The following is a 22724-nucleotide window of genomic DNA, read 5'->3' on the forward strand; positions in this document are numbered from 1 at the left end:
ATTTCAGAAAGGGTTTTTTAAATACTTTCAAGGATCTAAAATAAAAGGTGCCAGGGATTTACCTCTGACACCTTTTATTTTTAACTGGCCTTATTTTTTTACTGGCGGGACACCGAATATTCCCTCTCTGTAGGCATTTATGTAATCTATACAGAACATATCGTTGCCAAGCAGGGCGTCTGTGGCAAAGATCAGGCCCCTCATATCCTTGTTCAATGGATCAAGAATTACGCTGTCCATACCGGCGGTCATGGCAACAACAACAAATGCCTGATTCATCACCTTACGGGCAGGAAGATTAAATGAAACATTGCTTGCAGCCCCTGTTACATGAATAGTGGGATAACGTTTCTTTATCTCTTTAATTACTTCAATCAGCATATTTATGCCATTTTCTGATGCGCAAAGCATTTCCACTAAAGGGTCAATATGCAGGCGGGAGGGATCAATATTATATTTCTTTGCCTTTGCCATAAGGTCTTCAAGTATCTTAATGCGTATTGCAGCGGTCTTTGGAATTCCATTGGCATCGTCACACAGGAGGGCAGCAACCTCCCATTTACTGTCAGCAATAACAGGAAAAACATCTTCTACCTTGGTACCTTCCATAGAGACTGAATTGATCAGGCCCGGTTTTTTACAAAATTTTGATATCTCAGCACAAAGTTTCGCATTAGGGCTGTCAACTGCTATAGGGGTATCTGTGGCCTCCTGAACCTGCTCTACCATCCATTTCAGGGTTTCAAATTCAATAGCCGGGGCAACTGAGGCGCACACATCAATAAAATTAGCACCTGCTGCTGATTGAACCTTTGCCAGATTCTTAATGAACTCCCCGTCCCTCGCTTCTATGGCTTTGGCAACAGAAGGTATTGATCCATTTATTTTTTCGCCAATAATAATCATTGTAATTTCTCCGTTTTCTATAAGATTAAAAAATTAAAAAATCATAAAATATCTAACATGCGGTTGATAATTTAGCAGGGAAAACAAGATGATTGAACCCTGATAATAATCAGCCTTTTAAAGGGCCTGTGAAGGCTTCCTGTTCCTGTTTTTCAGGCAATGCACTATAAAATTTCTAATAAAGGATGTCAAACCAAAATGAACTCCTCCACGACTGGCCTTTTCTATAATATTGTTAAGCATACAAGAGTGTTGGCCTTGAATTTATTCTTTTTTTACAGAATAGCAAGGCACTATCCCGGTCAAGATTTTGACATGTTTTCGCTGGGTTACCCTATTTTTTTGTGTTTTTCCAAACCCCCCTTATAACTATAACGATAACATGCTGATTTAATTAATCAAACCCCCTTTGGCATCCCTATGGCAGGAATCTTGCTATATTTTAATTATTCGCCTGATTAATCTGATGGGTGCTATATGGAAAAAGCAGAGGGATAAATAGGCAACATGGCAGCAAACCAATTATCGGAAAAAAATATTACCCTTAAATTCAATACATTATTGAACAGGAGGCTATTCAGTGCCCCTGTCTTCTGGTTTGTTGTCATAGTCGCTATCGGCCTGATTCTGGGTGACTATCTATTCAAGGGCTATATATCCATATTACTTGTAATCACTACCTTTATAGCGGCCTTACTGGTTTTCACCTATTATGACATGCTGTTAAGACTAAAAAAAGCTGATGAGCACAGCAGGGAAGTCGAGGCAAGGGCTAGGAAGATAGAGGTTGCAAGCAGTTACAAATCACAATTTCTTGCAAACATGTCCCATGAGCTGCGCACCCCTTTAAACAGTATAATACTTCTGTCTCAGCTCCTTTCTGAAAACAGGGAGAATAACCTTACAGGCAAACAGGTAGAATATGCACGCTGCGTACACAGTTCAGGACATGACCTTCTTAACCTGATCAATCAAATACTTGACCTCTCAAAGATAGAATCAGGCAAGATGGAGCTTAACATCGAGGATATCCCGCTGGATGAGATGATAGCCTCTATCCATAGAAAATTCAGGCCTGTCTCTGAAGAAAAAAACCTGCGGTTCAATGTGAAAAAGAATGCAACCCTTCCGGGGATAGTGGCGTCAGACAGGCAAAGGATAGAACAGATATTAAATAACCTGCTCTCCAATGCATTTAAATTTACCCCCCAGGGTGAGATAATCCTAAAAATCGGCAGACCGGAGAAGGATATTGAACTGTCTGCGAGCGGTCTAACGCATGAAAAATGCATCTCATTTTCTGTATCTGATACAGGGATAGGTGTGCCAAAGGACAAGATTAATCTTATCTTTGAGCCCTTTCAACAGGGTGATGGCGACACAGGCCGAAGGTTTGGAGGAACAGGTCTTGGTCTTTCCATATCAAGGGAGCTGGCCAGGCTTCTAAAAGGGGAAATCCAGGTTAAAAGCGTTGAGGGCGCAGGTTCAACCTTCTCACTGTTTCTTCCTGAATCTTTAAAATTTAAGTCGCGTGCAAATGAGGATATCAAACCTGCTGGTGATAATAAAGATCACCTTGAAACCCCTTTGATGAAATACAGTCCTGCCCATGATGATTTTAAAGAGATAACCAAAGGTGGTATCCCCATTTTACTGATAGAAGATGACCTGCCTTTTGCTGAGACATTCAGGGATTTCGCCATCACAAAGGGTTTTAAAACCATTATTGCACAGGATGGTGAGACCGGACTGGATATCATAGCCAGATATAATATCAGGGCTATTATTCTTGACATCACCCTTCCCGGGATAAATGGATTGGCTGTGATGTCAAGGCTCAAGGATGACCTTAAGACAAGGCATATCCCTGTCTATTTTGTATCTGGTTCTGACAGTCGGCGTGAAGCCATAAGGATGGGCGCAACAGGCTATATATCAAAACCTGCCAATGCTGCAGCCTTTGAAGGACTCTTTTCAGACATAGAAAAAACAGCTGTTAAGTCAGAAAGAAGGCTTCTTGTAATAGAGGATAATGAGGTAACAAGAAACCTGATAGAAAAGCTGTTTGAAGGCACAGGGATAGGGATTACCTATGTATCAACAGGAAAAGAGGCATTACAAAAAATTACCTTTGAACAATTTGACTGTGTCATCCTTGATCTTACACTCCCTGACATATCCGGCTTTGAGATTCTTTCAGAGATAAAAAACAATGAATCGCCCTTTTCATCCCCGATCATTGTATATACAGGAAAAAGGCTCTCCGCACATGAAAGGGTTATCCTTGATGAATATACAGAAAGCATAGTTGTAAAGGGGGTAAACTCCCCTGCAAGGCTTCTGGATGAGGCAACCCTCTTTCTCCACATTGCAGAATCGGAGCTTCCCGAAGAGAGAAAAAAGATGCTCAGGATGATACATGACAAGGATGCGATCCTTAAGGGTAAAAAGGTTCTTATTGCAGATGATGACATGAGGAATCTTTTTGTGCTCACCAATATACTGGAGAGTAAAGGTGTGAGTGTCATCACTGCAAAAAATGGCATAGAGACCCTCAATTCACTCAAAGAGAACCCCGGAATTGATCTTATAATTATGGACATGATGATGCCTGAAAAGGATGGCTTTATGGCGGTTAAAGAGATCAGGGAGAAGCCCGATTTTGCTGAACTGCCTGTAATAGCGCTCACTGCAAGGGCAATGAAGGGTGATCGCGCCAGATGCATAGAGGCAGGCGCAAGTGATTATCTTTCAAAGCCCTTTGAAAAGGAGCGGCTTTTCTCAATTTTGAGTGCATGGCTCTATAATATTTAGGACACGATAATGACAGGACATGAAAAACCAAACATACTGATTGTGGATGATCTCCCGACCAATCTGACTGTACTGGAAGCCCTTCTGAAGGAGCTTGATATTAATATAGTAAAGGCCCGGTCAGGAAGCGAGGCGCTCTCCCGTATGATAGAGGATGATTTTGCCCTTGTTCTTCTTGATGTGCAGATGCCTGAAATGGATGGCTTTGAAACAGCAGAATTGATGCGTGGGAGCGCCAAGACCCGACAAATACCCATTATCTTTGTCACTGCAATAAATAAAGATCAGGAACACATATTCAGGGGATATGAGGCAGGGGCTGTAGATTATCTGTTCAAACCTTTCAAGCCCCAGATTTTAAAGGGGAAGGTAAAGATATTCATAGACCTCTATAACCAGAAAAAAAGGCTCGAAGGGATAAACAGCGGTCTGAGAGAGGCAAACAGGAAGATACTTGATCAGCAGAGGTCTGTCATAGAGGAAGAAAGATTAAAGGTGCTGCTCCAGCTCTCAGGTGCCACTGCGCATGAACTCAACCAGCCTCTCATGGGGCTCCAGGGCTATATAGACCTCATAAAAAGGGAAAAAAACCCTGCTAGGATCTTGCAGTATGCCCTGAAACTTGAGGAGGCCTCCGCAAGGATATCAGGCATCATTCAGAAGATACAGACCATCCGATATGATGAAGTGGTGCAATATTCACCCAGCACATCCATCATTGATATTGATCAGAAGATAAATATCCTCATCATTGAAGATTCAGACCATGATTTTGAGGCTATTCGCCATATCTTGAAGGAAAATACAAAAATCCATATTGATAGAAAAACTAGCATTGAAGAAACAATCAAACATATAAAACAAAAAAGCCCGGACCTGTTACTGCTTGATTACTATCTTACAGATGGGAATGCCTTTGACCTTCTTGAGAGAATGAAAAATGAACAGCTTGAAATCCCTGTTGTAATAATAACAGGTCAGGGTAATGAGGTGATAGCATCAAAGATCATACAGGCCGGGGCATATGATTATCTGCCGAAGGACAGCCTTAACAGCAATTCACTCTCAAGGGCTATAATGAATACCCTTGAAAAATCAAAACTTAAAAAACAGGTAAAGGAGACCTATAACAGGATGGTGGACATGTCTGTCCGTGATGCCCTGACAGGCCTCTATAACAGGCGATATTTTATGGAGGTGCTGGATCGTGAAATATCAAGGTCACAACGGTATAAAACCGACCTGGTGCTGTGTCTGCTGGATATCGACCATTTTAAAAATATAAATGACACCTATGGACATGCAGCAGGAGACACTGTCCTGAAAAAGCTCGGCATTTTACTTAAGGAGAGTATCCGGGACAATGATATTGCCTGCCGTTATGGCGGAGAGGAATTTATCATTCTGCTCCCCCATACCAACATAGAGGAGGCGAGCATCATGACCGAAAGGTTCAGGGAAAGGGTGGCTTCATATGACTTTAAGCATGAATCGTCACACCTGAAGACAACTGTGAGCATAGGGATTGCGCAGTATCAGAGGGGAGAAGACAAATCCGGCAGCATTTTTGTTGAGCATGCTGACAGTGCCCTTTACCAGGCAAAGGCGGAGGGCAGAAACAGGTCGGTTATCTTTCTGGAATAAAGAGTGTGTGCCTTTTTAATTCGAGCCTCTTTCTTTATTAAACCTGTTTCTTGCTATGACTGCCGCACCAAGCGCCCCTGTTATCTGGGGGTCTGTTGAAAGGGAGATAAACCCGATCCCAAGGTAATCCTCAAGGGCCTTTCTCATACTTTCATTTTTTGCAACACCCCCCACAAAGACAATATTCTTATCAATGCCAAGCCTTTTCGCCATGTTTCCTACCCTTCTGGCTATGCTCTGATGAAGCCCAGCAGCAATGTCTCTCTTTGTATTCCCCTGTGCAACCAGTGATATCACCTCTGATTCGGCAAACACAATACATGTGCTGTTTATAGCGCAGGGGTTTAATGACTTTTCATAGAGGGAGCTGAACTCCGTCATCTCAAGCTTGAGGGCCCTTGCCATTACCTCTAAAAAACGTCCTGTCCCGGCAGCGCACCTGTCATTAAGGATAAAATCCATGATTGTGCCATCCGGTTTCAGCTTTATTGCCTTGCTGTCCTGTCCGCCTATATCTATTATACCCTCAATCTCACTGTTTATATGCCTGACACCTGTGGCATGACAGGTGATCTCTGTTGCCGTGTGATCAAAAAAATCAAGGGATATCCTTCCATATCCTGTCCCTACTGAGTATGAGACATCTTCTCTTTTAGCCTCTATCATGCCCAGCACAGAGCCAAGGGCATCAACGCCCGCCTTTTTGGGGTCAGCATCCGTATAGATCACCGTGCTGGCAAGGATGCCATCGCTGTCTATTATAACGCATTTGGTGGTCATTGACCCCACATCAATGCCGGCAAATAAGTCTCTTTTATCCATATAATCCTTACCTGTAATTCTCTTAGGATTTATATCCTATTCCACGCTAAAAACCCTGTATGAATGGGGCTTTACTGTCAGTTCAAAGGTCTTTTCAGTTGATGGCCTGCCCCAGAAACCCTGGATATCCTTTCCCCTCAAAGCCTCTCCAGTCTCAATGTCCTTAATATTTTTACCCTTTGGGGCAACAAGCCTGATGTCCACGGGCGCATCCCTGAATGAATGCGCCACAGCGGTATTGTTGTCATATAGGAATATGGATACCCTTGCAGGGCCGTGCAACCGCACAAACTGATTTTTTGTTAATGTATCCCTTATTTTGTTAAGCACCTCATCAGGCATGTCATATATATCTGCAAAATTATCAGGTATGGTGAGCACGTAAAGATTCCCGTCCGCATAATCTGCCCTGTGAAGTATGGGCCATCCAAGGCCGTTATCAAGGGCAGAGACCTCTTCCCATGAATCATTGGTCATGTACTGTATCTGAGGTATGATCATCTCCTTTTCGCCCTTTATCAGGCCACCCCACCCTGCCTTGAAATCCTTAACAATGGCCTTCCTCTCTGTATACCTGAGCTCAACGATCTCCTCAATGCCCTTACCCATAAGTGCGCGTAACAGACCTGATGTGATCACAACATCATTTCCATTAACTAGCTGACCTTTAATCTTGTTAACGATATCAGGATCAAACTTTGCCGATTCTGTGAGTAGAATTATATTTTCACCCGAAGGAAACTCCGGATAAAGATCAATGGGGATGCCTGCCATGCCTAAAAAATTATGGAGAAAATCCTCGCCAGTGGAATGATAGGGCTTATAGCTTTTAAGGCCGATCGGCCTTCCAAGATACCCGAGTATATTATCTATCTGCTCCAGGGCTGTTACGGCGACAAGGGCCATATTTGCATCTTTTTTATATTTATCCCCATCAAGGTATGGCTTTATCATTGTATCAAAATCGAAACTGGTTCCAGTACCCTGCCATGGGCCGCGAAGCTGTTTAGTGATTGGAAGCCCCATCTGCATATAATCAAACATGGTCATCTCAGGGGCCTTTGCAAGGAGCGTGAGCCACAACTGCTCTGCATACCTGTCTGCCGTGTTGGAAGCGTATGTATCCACCCATCCACCGCCGTTTTTACCAGGGGCGATATTTTCAAAATACCTTATGATCTGGTAACCCTGGTACTCCTGGAGGTGCTGATCTGTCATCACGCTGTCACGGGTCTCTGTCCCTGTATATATCCCGTCAAATATCTTTGGCCCCCGCTCAAGGTCAAAGCCCAGCCCCTGAAAGTGCTCATACCAGTTGGGATACTTGATAACCACCTTTATCTTCGGGTTAACTGCCTTTGCAGGGCCCACTACCAATGTCTTTGCCGCCTCGGAAAGGAGATCCATCCTGAACTGTGACCAGCTCTTGTCTCCTTTGGCGGCTATGCATTTTTTACACTTGCAGCTTGTATAAAAAAAGTCATCCAGGATAAGCTCATCAAAGTGCCGGGCACTCATTTCAACAATCTGTTTCAGCTTTTTGCGGTGCTCTTCATTGGTGTAGCAGTAAGTCTCAAAATTATTGGGCTCGCTTACGGTTATGGTGATGCCTCCCGCGGTTTTGATACCCTTTGATTTAAAGAATTTGATTATTGGCTCAAGCGCCGCTTCATCAATAACTGTCATATCCCTGTGGGTTTCAAGGTATATCTTGTCTATGTTCAGGTGCTGATCCATCTGTTCAAATGTGGCTTTAAGCCACACAGGGTCCTTCATCTTGATCACCTCAAAGACCCTTGCATATACAGATACATCAAAGTTTTTATACCCATCATCAGCAAGGGTGGAAAGGGAACATATTGTAACAAGTGGCAGTAAAAGCATTGTCTGAAAAGTATTCATAAAAACCTCCGAAATATGGACATGCAGCCATTTTTTGATTTCCGGCAATACTATTTGGGGTTATTTCCTTTGTCAAGGAGACTAATGGGCCTGACATGAAAAAGTAGAGGGTTCAGCCAGCTCCACCTGAATATGAAGCAATCTTTTGTTAATTAATAAGATAATTTTTCTGCACCTTAAATATTTAAAGCAGGTATTCCTTCTTAACATTCTGAAGGGCATGAAATATGTTGCCCTTAATCTTTCTATTGGTCTTGTAAATGGTGTTGAGCATATTCTTTATCTCTTCACGTTTTGATCTGCCTGATGTGGGGCAGCAGTTTTCAAGAACAGGCAGCTCAATATCCTTTGCATATCTTTTTATTACCTTCTCATCAACCATGAAAAGGGGCCTAATAATCTTTATCTTTCCACTAAATAATTCCTGCATTGGAAGCATGGTGGAGAGAGATCCACCATAGAACATGTTTATAAAGAGGGTCTCTATAATGTCATCCTTGTGGTGCCCGAGTGCGATCTTGTTGCATTCGAGTTCTGCAGCGAGCTCAAACAGGTGTTTTCGCCTATTCCTTGCGCAGAAAAAGCATGGGTTTTCCAGGTTCTCAGGGCTGTGCGCCCTTGGTCCGAAATCCCCTGTGATTACCCTGTAGTTAAAGCCATGTCTCTCAAAATGTGCCTGTATGTTACTGGCATTATCCCCGCCAAAGCCAGGGTCAATATGAACCGCTGTTATGGAATATTTTATTGGGAGCCTTGCAAGCCTTTCCTGTATCAGCCACAGAAGGGACATGCTGTCCTTTCCACCTGACACGGAAACAAGGATATGATCACCCTCTTCGGTCATATTGTATTTATGGATGGCTTTACCCATGAGCCTCTTAATCTCATTATGGGCATACCCGCTCATTCGTAGTCCCGCGTCCCGAAAAGCCTGGTGCCTATCCTTATAAGGTTAGCCCCCTCCTCTATTGCTATTTTATAAGAGTCTGACATGCCCATGGAGAGATATCTCATTTCAACCCCTTTTATATCTTCATTTTTTATGTGTTCAAATATCTCTCTTGTCTTTTTATAGCAGGGCCTCAGTAATTCGGGTTCTACAGTGAACGGCCCCATTGTCATCAGCCCCATAACACGGATATTTGAGAGGGTCGCGATCTCCTTTATCAGAGGTATTGCACCCTCGGGCATTACGCCTGTCTTCTGATCCTCCTCTCCGCTGTTTACCTCTATGAGTATCGGCATGATCTTGCCTATCTCTTTACATGCCCTGTCTACAAGGGCACAGAGCTTCATGGAGTCTATGGTCTCTATCATGTCAAAAATTGTTACCGCTTTTTTCACCTTGTTCTTCTGGAGGTGACCGATCATGTGCCAATTCACTCTATTGCCTATAATGTTAAAAGCCTGCTCTGCCTCCTGAACATAGTTTTCGCCCACAATGGTGAGTCCTGCATCAATGGCCTCCATGATCTCGTAAGGTGTTCTTGTCTTGGCAGCGCCCACAAGCGTTACACCCGGAGGCATCCCTGCAATAATCTTTTTTACCTCTTCCCTGACCATCCCTTTCTCCTGCTACCCCTTACTGTAACCCCTTCCAGAAATCCCTGTGGACTTCAATGACAGGCTTAATGGCAGAATCAACTGTTGCAGCATTAGCCCTCTTTAACAGGGCCTCAGTATCGGCCTTACTGATGTCAGCAAGCTCCTCAAGCACTGACTTTACAGAATTCCTCTGTCCCCTGATATCATATCCGCCCTCAAGGGTAATAACGATCTTTCCATTACAGCAGGTATCTGCAATATCCATCAGACCCCTTGTAAGGCCGGCAAACCCCTGTGGCGTAACACTCATATTACTTAGTGGGTCATGCACATGGATATCGAACCCGGCAGAGACAAGGATCAGCTCAGGCCTGAAATCCAGGGCTATGGGCTTAAGCACCCTGTTGTAGATGGATACAAAGTCACCGTCGCCAAACCCTGCGGATAGCGGCACATTCACCGTGTAACCAACCCCTTTCCCTGTGCCTATTTCACCATAGGAACCGGTGCCCGGATAGTATGGATACTGATGGGTAGAAAAATAAAGGATCGTGTCATCTCTTTCAAAGGAATGTTGTGTGCCGTTGCCGTGATGCACATCCCAGTCCACAATAAGCACCCGGTTGAGTTTAAGGGCCTTTCTCGCATACATGGCAGCAACAGCTATATTATTAAATAGACAGAATCCCATTGCAGCAGAACGCTCTGCATGGTGCCCTGGCGGCCTGACAAATGCAAATGCATTGTCTGTTTCACCGTCGTCCACCATCCTTACCGCCTCGCAAAGCCCCCCGGCTGCGAGCAGGGCCGCCCTGTATGAACCTTTTGAAGTCTGGGTGTCCGGATCAAGATATACTGTGGAGAGCCCATCGGTTGCTGCTATCTTGTCAATGTATTCGGGCGTATGCACATTCAGGAGCTCATCCCTCGTTGCCTCCCTTACCGGCACATTGGTAAACATATCCTTCATCTCGCTGTCAAGCATCCGGTATATCGCCTCAAGGCGTTCCGGGCACTCAGGATGGCCCTCTCCCATGTTATGTTCCAGATACCTGTTATCACGAACTATCCCGGTCTTTCTCATTTCAAGCCTCCATATCAAAGATTATTGGATAGGGTACTGCCCCCATGAGTTAAAATAGAGCATACAATGGGGTATACTCCTGAATTAAGCATATGCAAAACACTAACTTGATTATAGGCAATAGGTTCTGATATCATAACCGGCACAAAACCTTAATAAAAAAGGTATATTTTCATGTTTTTTTTTATAGGTGGCATTCAGCCCAAAATAACCTTTGTTGATAACCCTCCTGTTCTCTGTCCCTCATGCGGTCTTTTAAGGGCCAGGTATAAAAGGGTTGACCAGTATATATCCCTGTTTTTTATACCTATTATTCCGATAAAAAGAGGGGATACTTTCCTTTTCTGTGAAAGATGCGGGTTGCAGGCCCACGGGGAGAAAACAGGGGATATTTATGGGTATAACCAGCCTCTCTGTAAAAACTGTGGCAGGACCATTAAAAAGGATTTTATCTATTGTCCTTTTTGCGGGAAATCATTATAAAGGCGAATAAAAAACAGGGTTATAGATGAAGAAAAAGCAAAACACACAAAATGAAGAGATATTAAGCCAGATGGAGGAGCTTGCAAAAAACCTTGGCATAACCGTCAGGTATGAAAAGATACTGAGGGAGAGTGCTTTTTTCCCGGGAGGATTTTGCAGGGTAAAGGATAAAGACCTTATAATAATAAATTCCAAGGCATCCCTGGATGATAAGGTAGAGATCATGGTAAGGGCGCTTATCCCCTTTGACCTGAGCCAGATATATGTGCTCCCGGCCATCCGGGAGCTGATAGACAATTTTGGTGAAAGCCAGCAGGTTAGCCAGTCGGCTCACCAGCAGGACTAAATACACTTTTTACACTTCTGTTTGTTTGTCCTTTTATAGAGTTCAAGATACCTGGTAAGGGCCAGCTTCATCTTTTTCCTTTCGCATATCTCCTGAATACCCCTGATCTCATGATAAAATTTAAGATTATGGTAGATATCACCGGATATCCTGTGCAGGGCCTGCGACCTTACAAGGTTTTCATCCACAGGAAAACCCCTTGATTCCATTACCCTTGGGCCGGTAAATATTACCAGCGCCCCTGGTTCAGCGATTGTTATATCACCCAGCGCTGCATAGCTCGCTATTGCCCCCCCAGTAGCAGGGTCTGCAAGTATGGAGATATATGGAAGAGCTGCCTTCTTGAGCCTCTCCACTGCCTCTATGGTTTTTACCATCTGCATAAGGGCTGATATCCCCTCATAAAGTCTTGCCCCTCCTGAACAGCATACACTGATAAAGGGCAGGTTCTCCTGTATGGCATAATCCACCGCCCTCCTGAATTTCTCTCCAAAAACAACACCCATTGAACCGCCGCAGTAATAGAATTCACTTATTGCCATGACAGCCTGGAAGTGGTTTATCCTTGTGTTACCTGTAACAAGCGACTCCTTGAATCTTGACTTCCCCTCCTGCCTCTTTAAAAAATCCCTGTAATACTCTGTGAGCGAATCGCTCTCAAGAAGATCCTCCACTGTAAGATTCCGGTAGAGCTCATGAAAGGTACCCTCATCACTAAGGCACCTTATCCAGTCCTCTGCGCCCAGGGTATAGGAGTATCCGCATTTAGGGCATACATAGAAATTCTTCTGGAAATCATTGAGGGCAATAAGCTCTCCGCACCCTTCTGTACGGTTTTCCTTGCCAGGGACCCCTCCGCACTCTATGAATTCCTGATCTTTGTTTATATCCTGAGTCCTGCCGTAATCATCGCCCACCTCCACATTGCTGAAATAGTTGACGATCTTGATATTGGGAGGCACCTTTCTGAAAAAATGCTTAATGGGGGTCTCTATGTACCTCTTTATATCATGCAGTGTTCCGCTCCCCTTTAGAAGCCCGAATTCCCTTGCCCTCTCTCCCCTTTTTTTCAGGAGCTTTTTTATCTTCTGTCTTGAAAGGTCTTTAATGGCCTTTGTAAGAAACTCATTTACATAGCCTGCCATCTCCTGCCCGTTTGTGACATCCTGTGCCGAAGGGACAATACGGTCAATTACTCCAAGCTTTTTTAGCTCCTTTGCAGCGGGTTTGAGGATTGTAAGCGCATCATTTATCCTTTCAGCATCCCTGAAAAGTATGGAGGCCGTGCTTTCAGGCGGGGCAGTAGCATAAAGGGCATCATCCATCTGGCCCCTTATATCTGTATACTGTATTGCAAGGGCGCCGCCGCTCCCCCCTTCACCAATCACAAGGGATATGGTTCTTACTGGTATGGTGATGAATTCCCTGATAAGATGCGCTATAAAAAAGGCCTGAAAATGCCTTGCCGATTCCATGGAAATATCTGCACCATAGGTGTCTACCATGCAGAAGATATATGTCTTTTCAAGATCTGAGTCCCTTACCTTTTTAAGTATATTCAAGATTATGGAGTGATCCCCTGATGTGAGCATACCGTAATTGAGCCTGTTAAGGTCAGCCTGACTCTTGAGGTCAATAATCTTTGGTTTCTGCTGCCCTATTACATAGAGATCCTTATCCATAAAGGAGCAGGTGCCGGCAACAAGAGAGCCATTGCCAGTATCTACCTTTTTAAAGCCTGGAAATAGCCTCTCAATAAACTCCGAACTCCTCGGACGCATCGGATGCCTGGTACGCTTTTTAAAAATATCTACAAGATCCATCTTTGCCATATAGATATCCTTTCAAACTTTAAATATGAGAACAGTGACAAGGTCACTGCCTGAACAGTCTGTTCTTTATACCACATCCCCTGTCTGAAAAACAGTCAGAATGAAAAAGAGGGTTTAACATGCTTTTCAAACAGGATCAAGTCTATATTAACTGGCTATATCTTCATATTTATCAGCACGTTAAGGAAATGGAGCATCTTTTGTCACCCCATCTTCTATATTTTCCGGGGCTGCCCCCCCCCCCTTTTTTACCGCATTACCGAGGTTTTCAAGAATCCTTATGGGGGTAAGAATCGCCCTTTTGAATACCCCCAGGAGACCTTTCAAGTTTTCTGTCGGGACAATATCCATCTTAGGCTTGCTCCAGGGGCCGGTAACATCATAGCCCACTGTGAATAATGTCTCATTATCATCTACCAGTATCCGGCCTACAATAGGTATATGGCTCAGGATAAAATCCAGGTTCCCCAGCGGCTGCACAAGGAGCCTTATATTGTGAGTCTTTAGTTTAAGGTTCTCCTCACCTGAACCCACTGCGTTAAAGGCTGGGCTCTTCATGACAAATTCCTCTGTTTTAAGTACCCCTTTATCTATCAGGCCTGTCCCCAGTAGACTGTGGAAATAAAAACCCTTTTCATCCTTCATGCCAATAGGTCGCTCCATAAACTTGTCAGGAAAATTCAGGGATTCAAGGATCTTTGGAAAGATCATTGAGTGTTTTAAAAGCCCCTGTGTGATGGTGAGGTCATCAATCCTGCCGGATAGGTTACCTGCAACAGGATTTTTTTTGGGGCCATTTAAAGTTAAGGTTGTATCAATTACCAGCGTCCCTTTAATGCCCATATCATCAAACCCAGCATCAGAAATGAGTTTATCAATGGGCTGGTTAAGAAGGATGACTTTGCCGGTTATATCAATATTGCCAGACTCGGCCCTGTCAATTACACCATTGAGAGAGAGCTTTCCATTATCAAGGTCAGCAGAAAGCTGCTTAACAGAGATATCATGATCGGAGAAGTCGATTTCCGCACTGAGATCCCTGAATGTGAGTTTGCGCCAGACACCTCCTGACGCATTCATCTTAAGATGGATATCAGGAGTGTCAAACCTGCCCTGCCAATAATCGACCTCCCCGCTGCCCATAATTATTTCGGTAAGATCCAGATACTCAGAGGTGACCAGGAGTTCGCTCCTTATCCTGTCCCACCCGTGCAGTACGCCCTTCATGCTCAGCGGGTTCCCGCCCAGCTTCATATCCCACCAGTTGATAAACCCCTTTTCACCGGCAAGATCCATGTGGAAAGAGAGGTCGTCAATTGAAAGGGGAAAAAGCCCTTTTTCAAAGGAGAGGCCCTCTCCTATGATGTTTCCGGTAATCTGCATCCCCTTTACCCCCTTTTCAGGAAAAGAGAGACCAAGGTCGCAGCCCAATAGGCCTGATAAGTCTTTTTTCTTGCCTTCTATCCTTATCTCAATATCCTGAAGAGACAAATCATCCCCCTTGATACTGAGGCTATTAAACTTTCTGTTGTTAAGACTGTACTCTCCTGACAGGCTAATAAAAGATTTCCCGATCCTCATCTCTATAATGTCAAGTAAAAGGCTTCCTTTATCAGGCTGGATAAGGTTAAATGCTATGCGGTTACCCCTGCCAACTGCATTGATAAGTACCATGTCTGTTTCCATGACAAGGTTTCTGGTGTCAACCTCGCCAGTGTACCTGTATGCCCCTTTATCCTCTGTAACCGTGATATTTACAGGGAAGGTTCTTCTGAAAACAAATGGAAAATTCTCTGGTGTAAGCCCAGATTTTGCAAACCTGTTCATGTCTGCCTGCCCGTTTATTTCAGCACGGGTAAACTGAAGATCGCCCCCCGCTATCAGGGTTGAGCCGGTAATATCAAAAGGCATATCCCCAAAAAGCCCGCTCCCCTCAAAAGTGCCTTCCTTTTCCAAAGGGAAATGAAATGAGATCCGGCTGAATTTTAGCGGGAGGTCTAAAGGCCTTTTCATGTAAAGGGTCTCTGTGAAGGTAAAATCCCCTGTAATTATCCTGGGGCCTTTCCAATCTTCACTGTAACCAATTACAGTTTTAGCAGAAAGCCTCCCGGTAACATCCCTGTATTCATCAATCTTATCTCGGGCGGTTTGAGGTATAACCTCAAGATAGCGGTGGGTTAAGAGCTCCTGTATATCAAAATCACCTTCAACAGGTATTGTTAAAACAAATATGGGGGCAGTAAGGCCCTTCACCTCAACTGAGGCATTATTTACCTTTGAGGTGCCGAATACTCCTGAAAGCCCCCTTACAGCAAGATTTCCATCCCTTATATCAACAGTGGCAGAGACCCCTGAAACAGGCATCTGTATGCCCATGTTGGCCAGGGTGAATGATTCACATGTGAGTGTCAACCCGATAACAGAGCTGTTTTTTTCATCTGAAATATGTCTGAACTGGTCGGCTGTACCCTTTAACAAAAGTTCATCCATTCTCACCTGCCCCTGTTCAAACAGGGGAAAAAGTTTATCCTTTAGCCAGGGCGAAGTTATCTGGAATGGGAAGTAGCGACTGAAGAGCTCTATGGGCATAAAGGGGCCTTTTGCCCTGAGCCTGAAAAAGGGATTCTCCATATTTCCCAGGTCTATGGTCGAACCAAGATCAAAATTGAGCTCTTTATTTTTTATTTTAAGGGAATTGACCTCAATAGTTTTATCCTTAATTGATGCATTTACAGTGCAGTTTAGGGAGGTGATCTCAAAATTTTTTGACCTCTCTTTATTGACAAGGGTGAATAGAACAGACCTTGTGTCTGTTCTACCCTCTATGGTGATGCCCTTTGCCATACCGCCTGAAATATCAAGGGTGCTGTCCATGATCCCTTTTTTCATTTTTACATATTTTTTTGGCCAGGGTATCCATTCAAGGGGTGTGGACTCTGTTTTAAGGGTTACTTTCAGGGTGCTTTCACGGATATCGTCAGTATTAATCACAAGAGCGCCATCCCAATTGAAGCCGCTCTTTTTACCCCTGTAACCTGCCTCTCCTTTACCTGATATTTTGAAGTGATTTAAAGTCCCTGATGCCTGCTCAACCCTTACAGAGAGGTTCTTTACGTTTATCCCGGACGGACCTTCTACATTCAGTTCACCCTCATGAATTTCCAGTATCTTGAACCCGCCCTTGAAAATGACGGCCATATCAAATTTCCCTTTTCCCTTTTTCCTCATAAAAGTCATCAGATATGTTTCATCAAGCCTGATTACAGGATGCCTTATATCAACGCTGACCGGCATAAAATCACCTGTCAGAAGCCGCAATTTACTGAACCGGAAATTCAGGCTCATTGCCTCTATGCTGCGGCCTGTGCCCCTGAATTGCATCTTCACATCCTGTAAATTCACACCGGTAACGCCAAGGATATCAAACCCCATCTTTTCTGCCTCAATATCCATGCCCAGCCTGTTGCAGACATCCTTTATAATGTAGTGCTGGACATCAGCTCTCTTGAGAAGATGATTTAAAAAAACAAGGCCGGAAAAGAGTACCAGCAGAAACAGCCCGAAAAGAATAATATATTTACGGATATTTCTGCCCGGGGTCATTGTGATTGCTTTGTAATGCAGGGTTTTTCAGGATGACCCATGAAGGCGAAATAATCCATGCATATCCTTCTATGGTCAAAGGCCATTGTTTCAGGCAGGGTCTCAGCTGTAAAAACCCTTGCAGAGAGCGCATCATCAGCTGCTACCGGCATACCCTCTGCCTCTGCAATAAAAACCACTGATATGGTGTGGTGCCTCGGGTCTCTTTCAGGGTCAGAATAGGCGCCTAGCTGGGATATAAGCTTTACATCAAGGGAGGTCTCCTCCCTTGCCTCACGCACAGCTGCTGTTTCAAGGCTCTCTCCATAATCGACAAAACCGCCAGGGATGGCCCAGCCATAGGGCGGATTTTTTCTTTCAATCAGGACTATGCCCCCATTTACCCTTATGATGATGTCCACAGTGGGGAAGGGGTTTTTATACCTGAACAGGCTCTTTCCGCATTCAGGGCAGATAAAGGTATCTTTCATTTCTGGTTTCCAGGCTAAAGATTATATTGAGATATCAGCCTTGACAAATATGTTCGCTGTATATCCATGACCTTGGCTGCCTTGCTTCTGTTGCCACCTGTATGGTCCAGATTTATCTTTACAAACTCCTTTTTGAATTTATCAAGGGCATCTTTGAGGGTTAAACCAAATTCAAGGCCGGGCTGCTCCATATCATGGCTGCCTATGGGCAGGTCTTCAGGCATTATCTCATGCCTGTTTCCCATGACCACTGCCCTTTCAATGGCGTTTCTCAGTTCCCTTACATTGCCGGGCCAGTTGTATTTCACTAATTTATCCATTGCCTCTTTTGATATGCCAAGGTTAGGGAGCCCTGTCTCTACCCTGAACATATCCAGGAAATATTTGGCAAGAAGAGGTATGTCATCCCTGCGGTCACGCAGGGGAGGCATCTGAAGCTGAACAACATTCAGCCTGTAGAATAGGTCCTCCCTGAATCTCTCCTTTGCAATCTCCTTTGGAAGGTCGCGGTTTGTAGCAGCAATAATCCTGACATCCACGGTAATAGGCTCTGTGCCGCCGATCCTGTAGAAGACCCCTTCCTGCAGTACCCTCAGCAATTTGGCCTGCATGCCCGGAGACATTTCTGCTATTTCATCAAGAAAAATGGTGCCATCATCTGCAAGCTCAAATTTTCCCACCTTTTTACCGACAGCGCCTGTGAATGACCCCTTTTCATGTCCGAAAAGCTCGTCCTCCAGCAGCGTCTCAGGAAGGGCCGCACAGTTTAAGACAATAAGCGGCATGGTCTTTCTGTGACCGGACTGGTGTATAAGCCTTGCCAGCAGCTCCTTTCCTGTGCCGCTTTCGCCCAATATCAGGGTAGTGGTCTTTGAATTGGCTACCTTGAGTGCATCAAAGATAACGGTCTTGATACTCTTTGAATCACCCACGATCTTGTACTTGCTGGATAACTCCTCCTTGAGGTCCCTGTTTTCCTTCTTAAAATGGTCTATCTCCCTTGCATTGTGTATTGCCCTTGATGCAAGGTCAGCAATAGAGAGGAGCATCTTGATATCATCCTGGGTAAAGGAGGTGCCATCTTCCTTGTCGATCAGCTCAACCACACCTATAACCCTGTCATCCACCTTCATGGGTACGCAGGCAATAGACCTTGTCTTAAAACCGGTATGCTCGCTGATCCTTTTATCCCACCTGGTATCAAGGTTTACATCAGGTATAAGCAGTGGCTCGCCTGTCTGCGCAACATATCCTACAATGCCCTCCCCGAGGCTGATCTGGAACTGCCTGACCTCGCTTCCCTTTTCACCTGTAGCCACCTTGAAAAAGAGTTTTTTACTCTTTTCATCCAGCAGGAGCAGGGAGCTTGCCTTTGCCGCCATCATCCTGGTGGCACTGTTAATGATAAGCTCAAGCAGTTCGTCCTGCTTAAGGATGGAGGATTGCATCCATGCTGATATTTCCCTGAAATAGGAGATAGGAAGTCCATGAGAAGTCTTTGCATCCATGTTGATACCCTCATTTACCTGTTATAGATTAAATAAATCATACCCTTTATAACAATTACGGATGGTAATATCTTTTTTTTTAAGATAGCGTATACTTTTATTTACAATAACGCAACAAAAATATAACAATTGTTTTGATTGTATATTATTTTGTATTTAGATGTGCTCCTTTACACAACCTGTAGATAGAATGGATACTGGGACATTACCTTTTGAATCAGGAGATACAGGGGGATTAATTCAAAAGAGATACATTACGGGTTAAACAAATGCAAAGCGTATAACTATTCTCAGCACACCATTTCCTCACCATAGGGCTTAAAATATTAATAAAAAAATCCTTTCATTTCAGCAGCTCATGTTTTTTACCGATATAAATATGATGGCTAATGGAAAAGGCATTATTAAAGAGAGGCATAAGGAAATGGTCATGCATATCAGGAGATTAACCAATTATTTATTTATGGCGGCATTGCTTTTTGTTTTGCTGCCTGTGGCGGCCCTAAGCGCCCCGGTATCAGTTAATAGGGCAGAGACAGTTGCAAAGGGTTTTTTGAACCACATCAATGCACCCTTTACCATTTATTCTATCAAGGAGATAACCTACAACAATAGACCGGTCGCCTGGTTAATAAACCTTGACCCCACAGGTTATATCCTTGTTGCCTATGATGACATAAGGGTGCCTGTCAAGGGGTATTCACTTTCATCAGGGTTTCTTGACCTCCCCAAAGGATACAGGGAGATACTGCTTCAGGAGCTTGAACTCCCATCTTTATTAACCATTAACGATTCTTCCTCCGGTGCAGAAACTGCAAACAGCAGTTTCTGGGCCTTTCTAGAGGCCCATCCTGATAAAAACGCAGCCATACAGGCATATACCCCTGATACATTTCTGCTTACTACCAGCTGGGGACAGGCTTATCCTTACAACAGCATGAATCCGCAGATAAACGGGGATTACACCCTTACAGGTTGCGTCCAGACAGCCATCGCTCAGCTTATGAGGTACCATAAGCACCCTCAGAAAGGGAGCGGGGTGTTTACCTACACATGGAACAGTCAGACCTTAAGTACAGTCATAAACCGCCCCTTTAACTGGGATATCATGCCTGACATAGCAAACGGCAGTGTCCCCAGATATCAGAGGGACGAGGTCGCGGCCCTCATGCGCGACATCGGGATATTAAACCGGGCCAATTTCGGTTTAGAAAGCACCAGCACAGGTTTCAGGACAACGGAATTTGCCAGGGCATTCGGATACGCCCCGATATCCACAATGTCAATCAGCAATGCTGCCTTTTTCAGCACAATTAAAAATGAGATAGATAATATGAGACCGGTTTTGTTAAGCATGCCCGGCCATCTGGTTGTTACTGATGGATATGCATCTGATAGTTCAGGGAAAAAAATACATCTGAACCTGGGCTGGGACGGTTCATATGATAATTATTACTTTCTTGACCAGACAAATGTTATAGGAGGATACTCTTTTGAACCGAACCATATGATCTATTATAATCTGCGCCCCTGTTCAGGAAGTGAATGCTCACCATACACACCCACTTCAACAGGCGCGCCGCCGGTAATAAACAGCCCGCTCCCTGACACCATTATTGATGCCAATGGCACGACCATTTATATAGAGGCCTATGACCCCAATGGCAATGATGTAACCCTTTCAGTCTTATCAAGCTGTGATGATATTGAGGCAGTGCTCGATTCAAACCTCCTGACCCTCACCCCAATTGAGACAGAGAGCTTCTGTGAGGTAAAGGTACAGGCACAATCCGCAGGCGGAACCGCTACAAAAACATTCAACACCTTAAGCCTTAATAACATGATCTACCTGGGCGCAGAAACAGAGCTTGCAGGGGAGTGGGCCAGCAACTATGAAACGGATGAATTTTATATTTATCTCTCCGGGGCCACCACCATTTCAGGCACAAGGGGATATGCAAACCAGGCATTTTTTACATGGGTTGAGAGTGAAAACGGGGTCACAGTTGTGGCAGGACCTTATGAACAGACCTTTACCTATAGTTTTACCCCGAATATATACCGGATAAATGCTTCTTTGAGATATAATTATTCCTCATATAAACATGATGACAAAAACAGCTATATTATCAATGTTAGATTAAGCAGCCTTGACTATACAGTCTCTGATTTGGCAACAGACCTGGGTATTGGATTTCAGGATTTTTCAGAGGGAGATCTTGTTCTTTCACAGGGCAGTAACCTTATCTCTCTGAATAAAACCCCCCTGGATACATCTATCACATATGTTTTAGCAGCCATATCAGGTAAGATAAAAAGCGTATGGGGATTTAACGGCACATGGCAGCACTTTGACCCCTTAAAACCCGAGCTGAGTGATCTTCACGAGATGCTCCCCGGAAAGGGTTACTGGATTGACATGAGCAGCTCTGCATACCTGAATGTAACTGGAAATTCCCCGCCAGCCACAATAGACCTTTCACCTGGCTGGAATCTGGTTGGATATAATTCAGATAAAATCAGTACACCGGGGGCGGCCTTTTCAACAATTACCGGCAAATATCACTCTGTATGGTCATTTATGAACGGTGCCTGGAAGTATTATGATCCGTTAAACACAGGTACAAGCACCCTCACTGAGATAAAACCAGGGGAAGGATACTGGATAAACATGAAAGAGTCATGCATATGGGCGCAATAGATTTAATACAGCAGGCAGGAGGAGTGAAAATTAATAATGATTTATAAGAAACCTGAAAAATGGCTCCTTACTGAAGACAAAATTTTGTATATTATGCATATTTTTTTATTAGCAAGCATTTACTAAATTGACAAACTATTACTATTATAAGGTATAATAAAACATATTTTTAGCAGGCATATAATTTATATCCCTTATTGATAGTGTTTGCGCGGGAAAATGTTTTATTAATATTTATCTGGGTAAATGGTTAAATTAGAAATCAATGAAAATCAAGCGATATATATCCTTTGTTACTCTATATACAGTTTTAATTTTCTGTGCCTTTTCATTTCAATTATATGCCTCAGCCGGCAGGGCCGCTGAAACATACACCTTCCGTTTTGATAACTGTACAATATCTGAGGCGTTAAAAGAGATATCCCAAAAAAGCGGGGTAACAATAATACTGAAAAGTGATATCAATAAGACTATCCAGGGCAGATCCTATACCAACCGGACACTTGACAGGATAATAAACGATCTCATGAGGGGTGAAAACTGTGCGGTGGTATGGAATTATAGCAAAGGCACACTTGCCTCTATTGGTCTTTACACCTTTGAAAAGGATAGCAAAGCAATAAGCAGAAGATTTACCCCGGACACGCCTCCTCCTTTAAGGGAACCAGAAATAGAGAGAAACAATGAAGCGCCTCCAATAGTCCATAACACGGATAGCGTAATGGCTGATGAAGAGATGGAAATCGAGGTAAGGCGGGCACTGGTGGCAAGGGAAATGATTAGAAGAAGAGATGCAGAAAACGATAACGACTTGCCTGCCCCCGGTTTTCCGGTTATAAACAGGCAAATGAGGAGGGTTAATGGGGCCGAAGATGCTGCGCCGGGTCCAACTGATGATCCCGGGGCTGTAACAGGTGAAGAGGCAAATGCCGACACACCGGGGGTACCACCGGGTGAACCTGATGAAAACACCATGCCTCCTTTACCGGAAGCGCCTGATCCTAATTATTTTAACGGGCTTGAGCCACCGCCAATGCCCCCGGGAATAGACTTCTAATTTAAAT

At 44.1% G+C, this 22724-nt stretch carries 16 protein-coding genes; 6 read left to right on the forward strand and 10 right to left on the reverse strand.

Annotation, left to right across the window (positions count from 1 at the left end; genetic code table 11):
- Window positions 1-90 precede the first annotated feature (90 nt).
- Window positions 91-906, reverse strand: coding sequence for a methyltetrahydrofolate cobalamin methyltransferase (locus tag GX654_20170; protein NLD39179.1), 816 nt, complete (start codon window positions 904-906; stop codon window positions 91-93).
- Window positions 907-1413: 507 nt separating this feature from the next.
- Between GX654_20170 and GX654_20175 the strand changes: the two genes are divergently transcribed.
- Complete coding sequence (locus tag GX654_20175; protein NLD39180.1) at window positions 1414-3720, forward strand: response regulator; 2307 nt, start codon at window positions 1414-1416, stop codon at window positions 3718-3720.
- A gap of 9 nt (window positions 3721-3729) precedes the next feature.
- Window positions 3730-5364, forward strand: a complete 1635-nt coding sequence (locus GX654_20180; protein NLD39181.1) for a diguanylate cyclase — start codon at window positions 3730-3732, stop codon at window positions 5362-5364.
- A gap of 15 nt (window positions 5365-5379) precedes the next feature.
- Here the strand turns inward: GX654_20180 and GX654_20185 are convergent, their stop codons facing one another.
- The 5 genes from GX654_20185 to GX654_20205 all read right to left on the reverse strand — a co-directional run bounded on the left by GX654_20185 (window position 5380) and on the right by GX654_20205 (window position 10717).
- Window positions 5380-6186: a 2-hydroxyglutaryl-CoA dehydratase gene (locus GX654_20185; GenBank protein NLD39182.1), complete on the reverse strand. Its 807-nt coding sequence runs from the start codon at window positions 6184-6186 to the stop codon at window positions 5380-5382.
- A 36-nt stretch (window positions 6187-6222) separates the two neighbouring features.
- A complete protein-coding gene (locus GX654_20190; protein NLD39183.1) occupies window positions 6223-8070 on the reverse strand; it encodes a hypothetical protein in 1848 nt (615 codons plus the stop codon).
- Window positions 8071-8272: 202 nt separating this feature from the next.
- Window positions 8273-8995, reverse strand: a complete 723-nt coding sequence (locus GX654_20195) for a tRNA 2-thiocytidine(32) synthetase TtcA (protein ID NLD39184.1) — start codon at window positions 8993-8995, stop codon at window positions 8273-8275.
- Window positions 8992-9651: a YggS family pyridoxal phosphate-dependent enzyme gene (locus tag GX654_20200; GenBank protein ID NLD39185.1), complete on the reverse strand. Its 660-nt coding sequence runs from the start codon at window positions 9649-9651 to the stop codon at window positions 8992-8994. Before GX654_20200 ends, GX654_20195 begins: the two co-directional genes overlap by 4 nt.
- A 19-nt stretch (window positions 9652-9670) precedes the next feature.
- On the reverse strand, window positions 9671-10717 hold the full coding sequence (locus GX654_20205) for a histone deacetylase (protein ID NLD39186.1): 1047 nt from the start codon (window positions 10715-10717) through the stop codon (window positions 9671-9673).
- Between the two features lie 174 nt (window positions 10718-10891).
- On the opposite strand from GX654_20205, the gene GX654_20210 reads away from it, so the two are divergent.
- Together GX654_20210 and GX654_20215 are read left to right on the forward strand one after the other, a co-directional pair.
- Window positions 10892-11200 (forward strand): zinc ribbon domain-containing protein, encoded by a 309-nt coding sequence (locus GX654_20210; GenBank protein NLD39187.1) that lies wholly within the window; start codon window positions 10892-10894, stop codon window positions 11198-11200.
- Window positions 11201-11225: 25 nt separating this feature from the next.
- Window positions 11226-11546, forward strand: a complete 321-nt coding sequence (locus GX654_20215) for a hypothetical protein (protein NLD39188.1) — start codon at window positions 11226-11228, stop codon at window positions 11544-11546.
- On the opposite strand, the gene GX654_20220 is transcribed toward GX654_20215, so the two are convergent.
- The 4 genes from GX654_20220 to GX654_20235 all read right to left on the reverse strand — a co-directional run bounded on the left by GX654_20220 (window position 11543) and on the right by GX654_20235 (window position 18959).
- On the reverse strand, window positions 11543-13378 hold the full coding sequence (locus GX654_20220; protein NLD39189.1) for an acetyl-CoA carboxylase carboxyl transferase subunit alpha/beta: 1836 nt from the start codon (window positions 13376-13378) through the stop codon (window positions 11543-11545). The genes GX654_20215 and GX654_20220 overlap by 4 nt on opposite strands.
- A 180-nt stretch (window positions 13379-13558) precedes the next feature.
- Complete coding sequence (locus tag GX654_20225) at window positions 13559-16981, reverse strand: hypothetical protein (GenBank protein ID NLD39190.1); 3423 nt, start codon at window positions 16979-16981, stop codon at window positions 13559-13561.
- The gene (locus GX654_20230; protein ID NLD39191.1) at window positions 16978-17451 is read right to left on the reverse strand and encodes an NUDIX hydrolase; all 474 of its coding nucleotides are present in this window, start codon (window positions 17449-17451) and stop codon (window positions 16978-16980) included. Before GX654_20230 ends, GX654_20225 begins: the two co-directional genes overlap by 4 nt.
- 14 nt (window positions 17452-17465) lie before the next feature.
- Window positions 17466-18959 carry a sigma 54-interacting transcriptional regulator gene (locus tag GX654_20235; GenBank protein ID NLD39192.1) on the reverse strand — a complete coding sequence of 498 codons (1494 nt, stop codon included), beginning with the start codon at window positions 18957-18959 and terminating at the stop codon, window positions 17466-17468.
- 358 nt (window positions 18960-19317) lie between these two features.
- Here GX654_20235 and GX654_20240 point away from each other — a divergent pair, with 358 nt between their 5' ends.
- Window positions 19318-21660 (forward strand): hypothetical protein, encoded by a 2343-nt coding sequence (locus GX654_20240; protein ID NLD39193.1) that lies wholly within the window; start codon window positions 19318-19320, stop codon window positions 21658-21660.
- A 265-nt stretch (window positions 21661-21925) separates the two neighbouring features.
- On the forward strand, window positions 21926-22717 hold the full coding sequence (locus tag GX654_20245; protein NLD39194.1) for a DUF4974 domain-containing protein: 792 nt from the start codon (window positions 21926-21928) through the stop codon (window positions 22715-22717).
- Window positions 22718-22724 lie beyond the last annotated feature (7 nt).

This window comes from Desulfatiglans sp. (assembly GCA_012513605.1).
Taxonomy (GTDB): Bacteria; Desulfobacterota; DSM-4660; order Desulfatiglandales; family HGW-15; genus JAAZBV01.

Bases quoted from the DNA above. Each gene is read 5' to 3' on its own strand.
- GX654_20185 (NLD39182.1), bottom strand. From the start codon at position 6,186: ATGGATAAAAGAGACTTATTTGCCGGCATTGATGTGGGGTCAATGACC.
- GX654_20200 (NLD39185.1), bottom strand. From the start codon at position 9,651: ATGGTCAGGGAAGAGGTAAAAAAGATTATTGCAGGGATGCCTCCGGGT.
- GX654_20240 (NLD39193.1), top strand. From the start codon at position 19,318: ATGTTTTTTACCGATATAAATATGATGGCTAATGGAAAAGGCATTATT.
- GX654_20230 (NLD39191.1), bottom strand. From the start codon at position 17,451: ATGAAAGATACCTTTATCTGCCCTGAATGCGGAAAGAGCCTGTTCAGG.
- GX654_20220 (NLD39189.1), bottom strand. From the start codon at position 13,378: ATGGCAAAGATGGATCTTGTAGATATTTTTAAAAAGCGTACCAGGCAT.
- GX654_20215 (NLD39188.1), top strand. From the start codon at position 11,226: ATGAAGAAAAAGCAAAACACACAAAATGAAGAGATATTAAGCCAGATG.
- GX654_20225 (NLD39190.1), bottom strand. From the start codon at position 16,981: ATGACCCCGGGCAGAAATATCCGTAAATATATTATTCTTTTCGGGCTG.
- GX654_20195 (NLD39184.1), bottom strand. From the start codon at position 8,995: ATGAGCGGGTATGCCCATAATGAGATTAAGAGGCTCATGGGTAAAGCC.
- GX654_20170 (NLD39179.1), bottom strand. From the start codon at position 906: ATGATTATTATTGGCGAAAAAATAAATGGATCAATACCTTCTGTTGCC.
- GX654_20190 (NLD39183.1), bottom strand. From the start codon at position 8,070: ATGCTTTTACTGCCACTTGTTACAATATGTTCCCTTTCCACCCTTGCT.
- GX654_20235 (NLD39192.1), bottom strand. From the start codon at position 18,959: ATGGATGCAAAGACTTCTCATGGACTTCCTATCTCCTATTTCAGGGAA.
- GX654_20205 (NLD39186.1), bottom strand. From the start codon at position 10,717: ATGAGAAAGACCGGGATAGTTCGTGATAACAGGTATCTGGAACATAAC.
- GX654_20210 (NLD39187.1), top strand. From the start codon at position 10,892: ATGTTTTTTTTTATAGGTGGCATTCAGCCCAAAATAACCTTTGTTGAT.
- GX654_20175 (NLD39180.1), top strand. From the start codon at position 1,414: ATGGCAGCAAACCAATTATCGGAAAAAAATATTACCCTTAAATTCAAT.
- GX654_20180 (NLD39181.1), top strand. From the start codon at position 3,730: ATGACAGGACATGAAAAACCAAACATACTGATTGTGGATGATCTCCCG.
- GX654_20245 (NLD39194.1), top strand. From the start codon at position 21,926: ATGAAAATCAAGCGATATATATCCTTTGTTACTCTATATACAGTTTTA.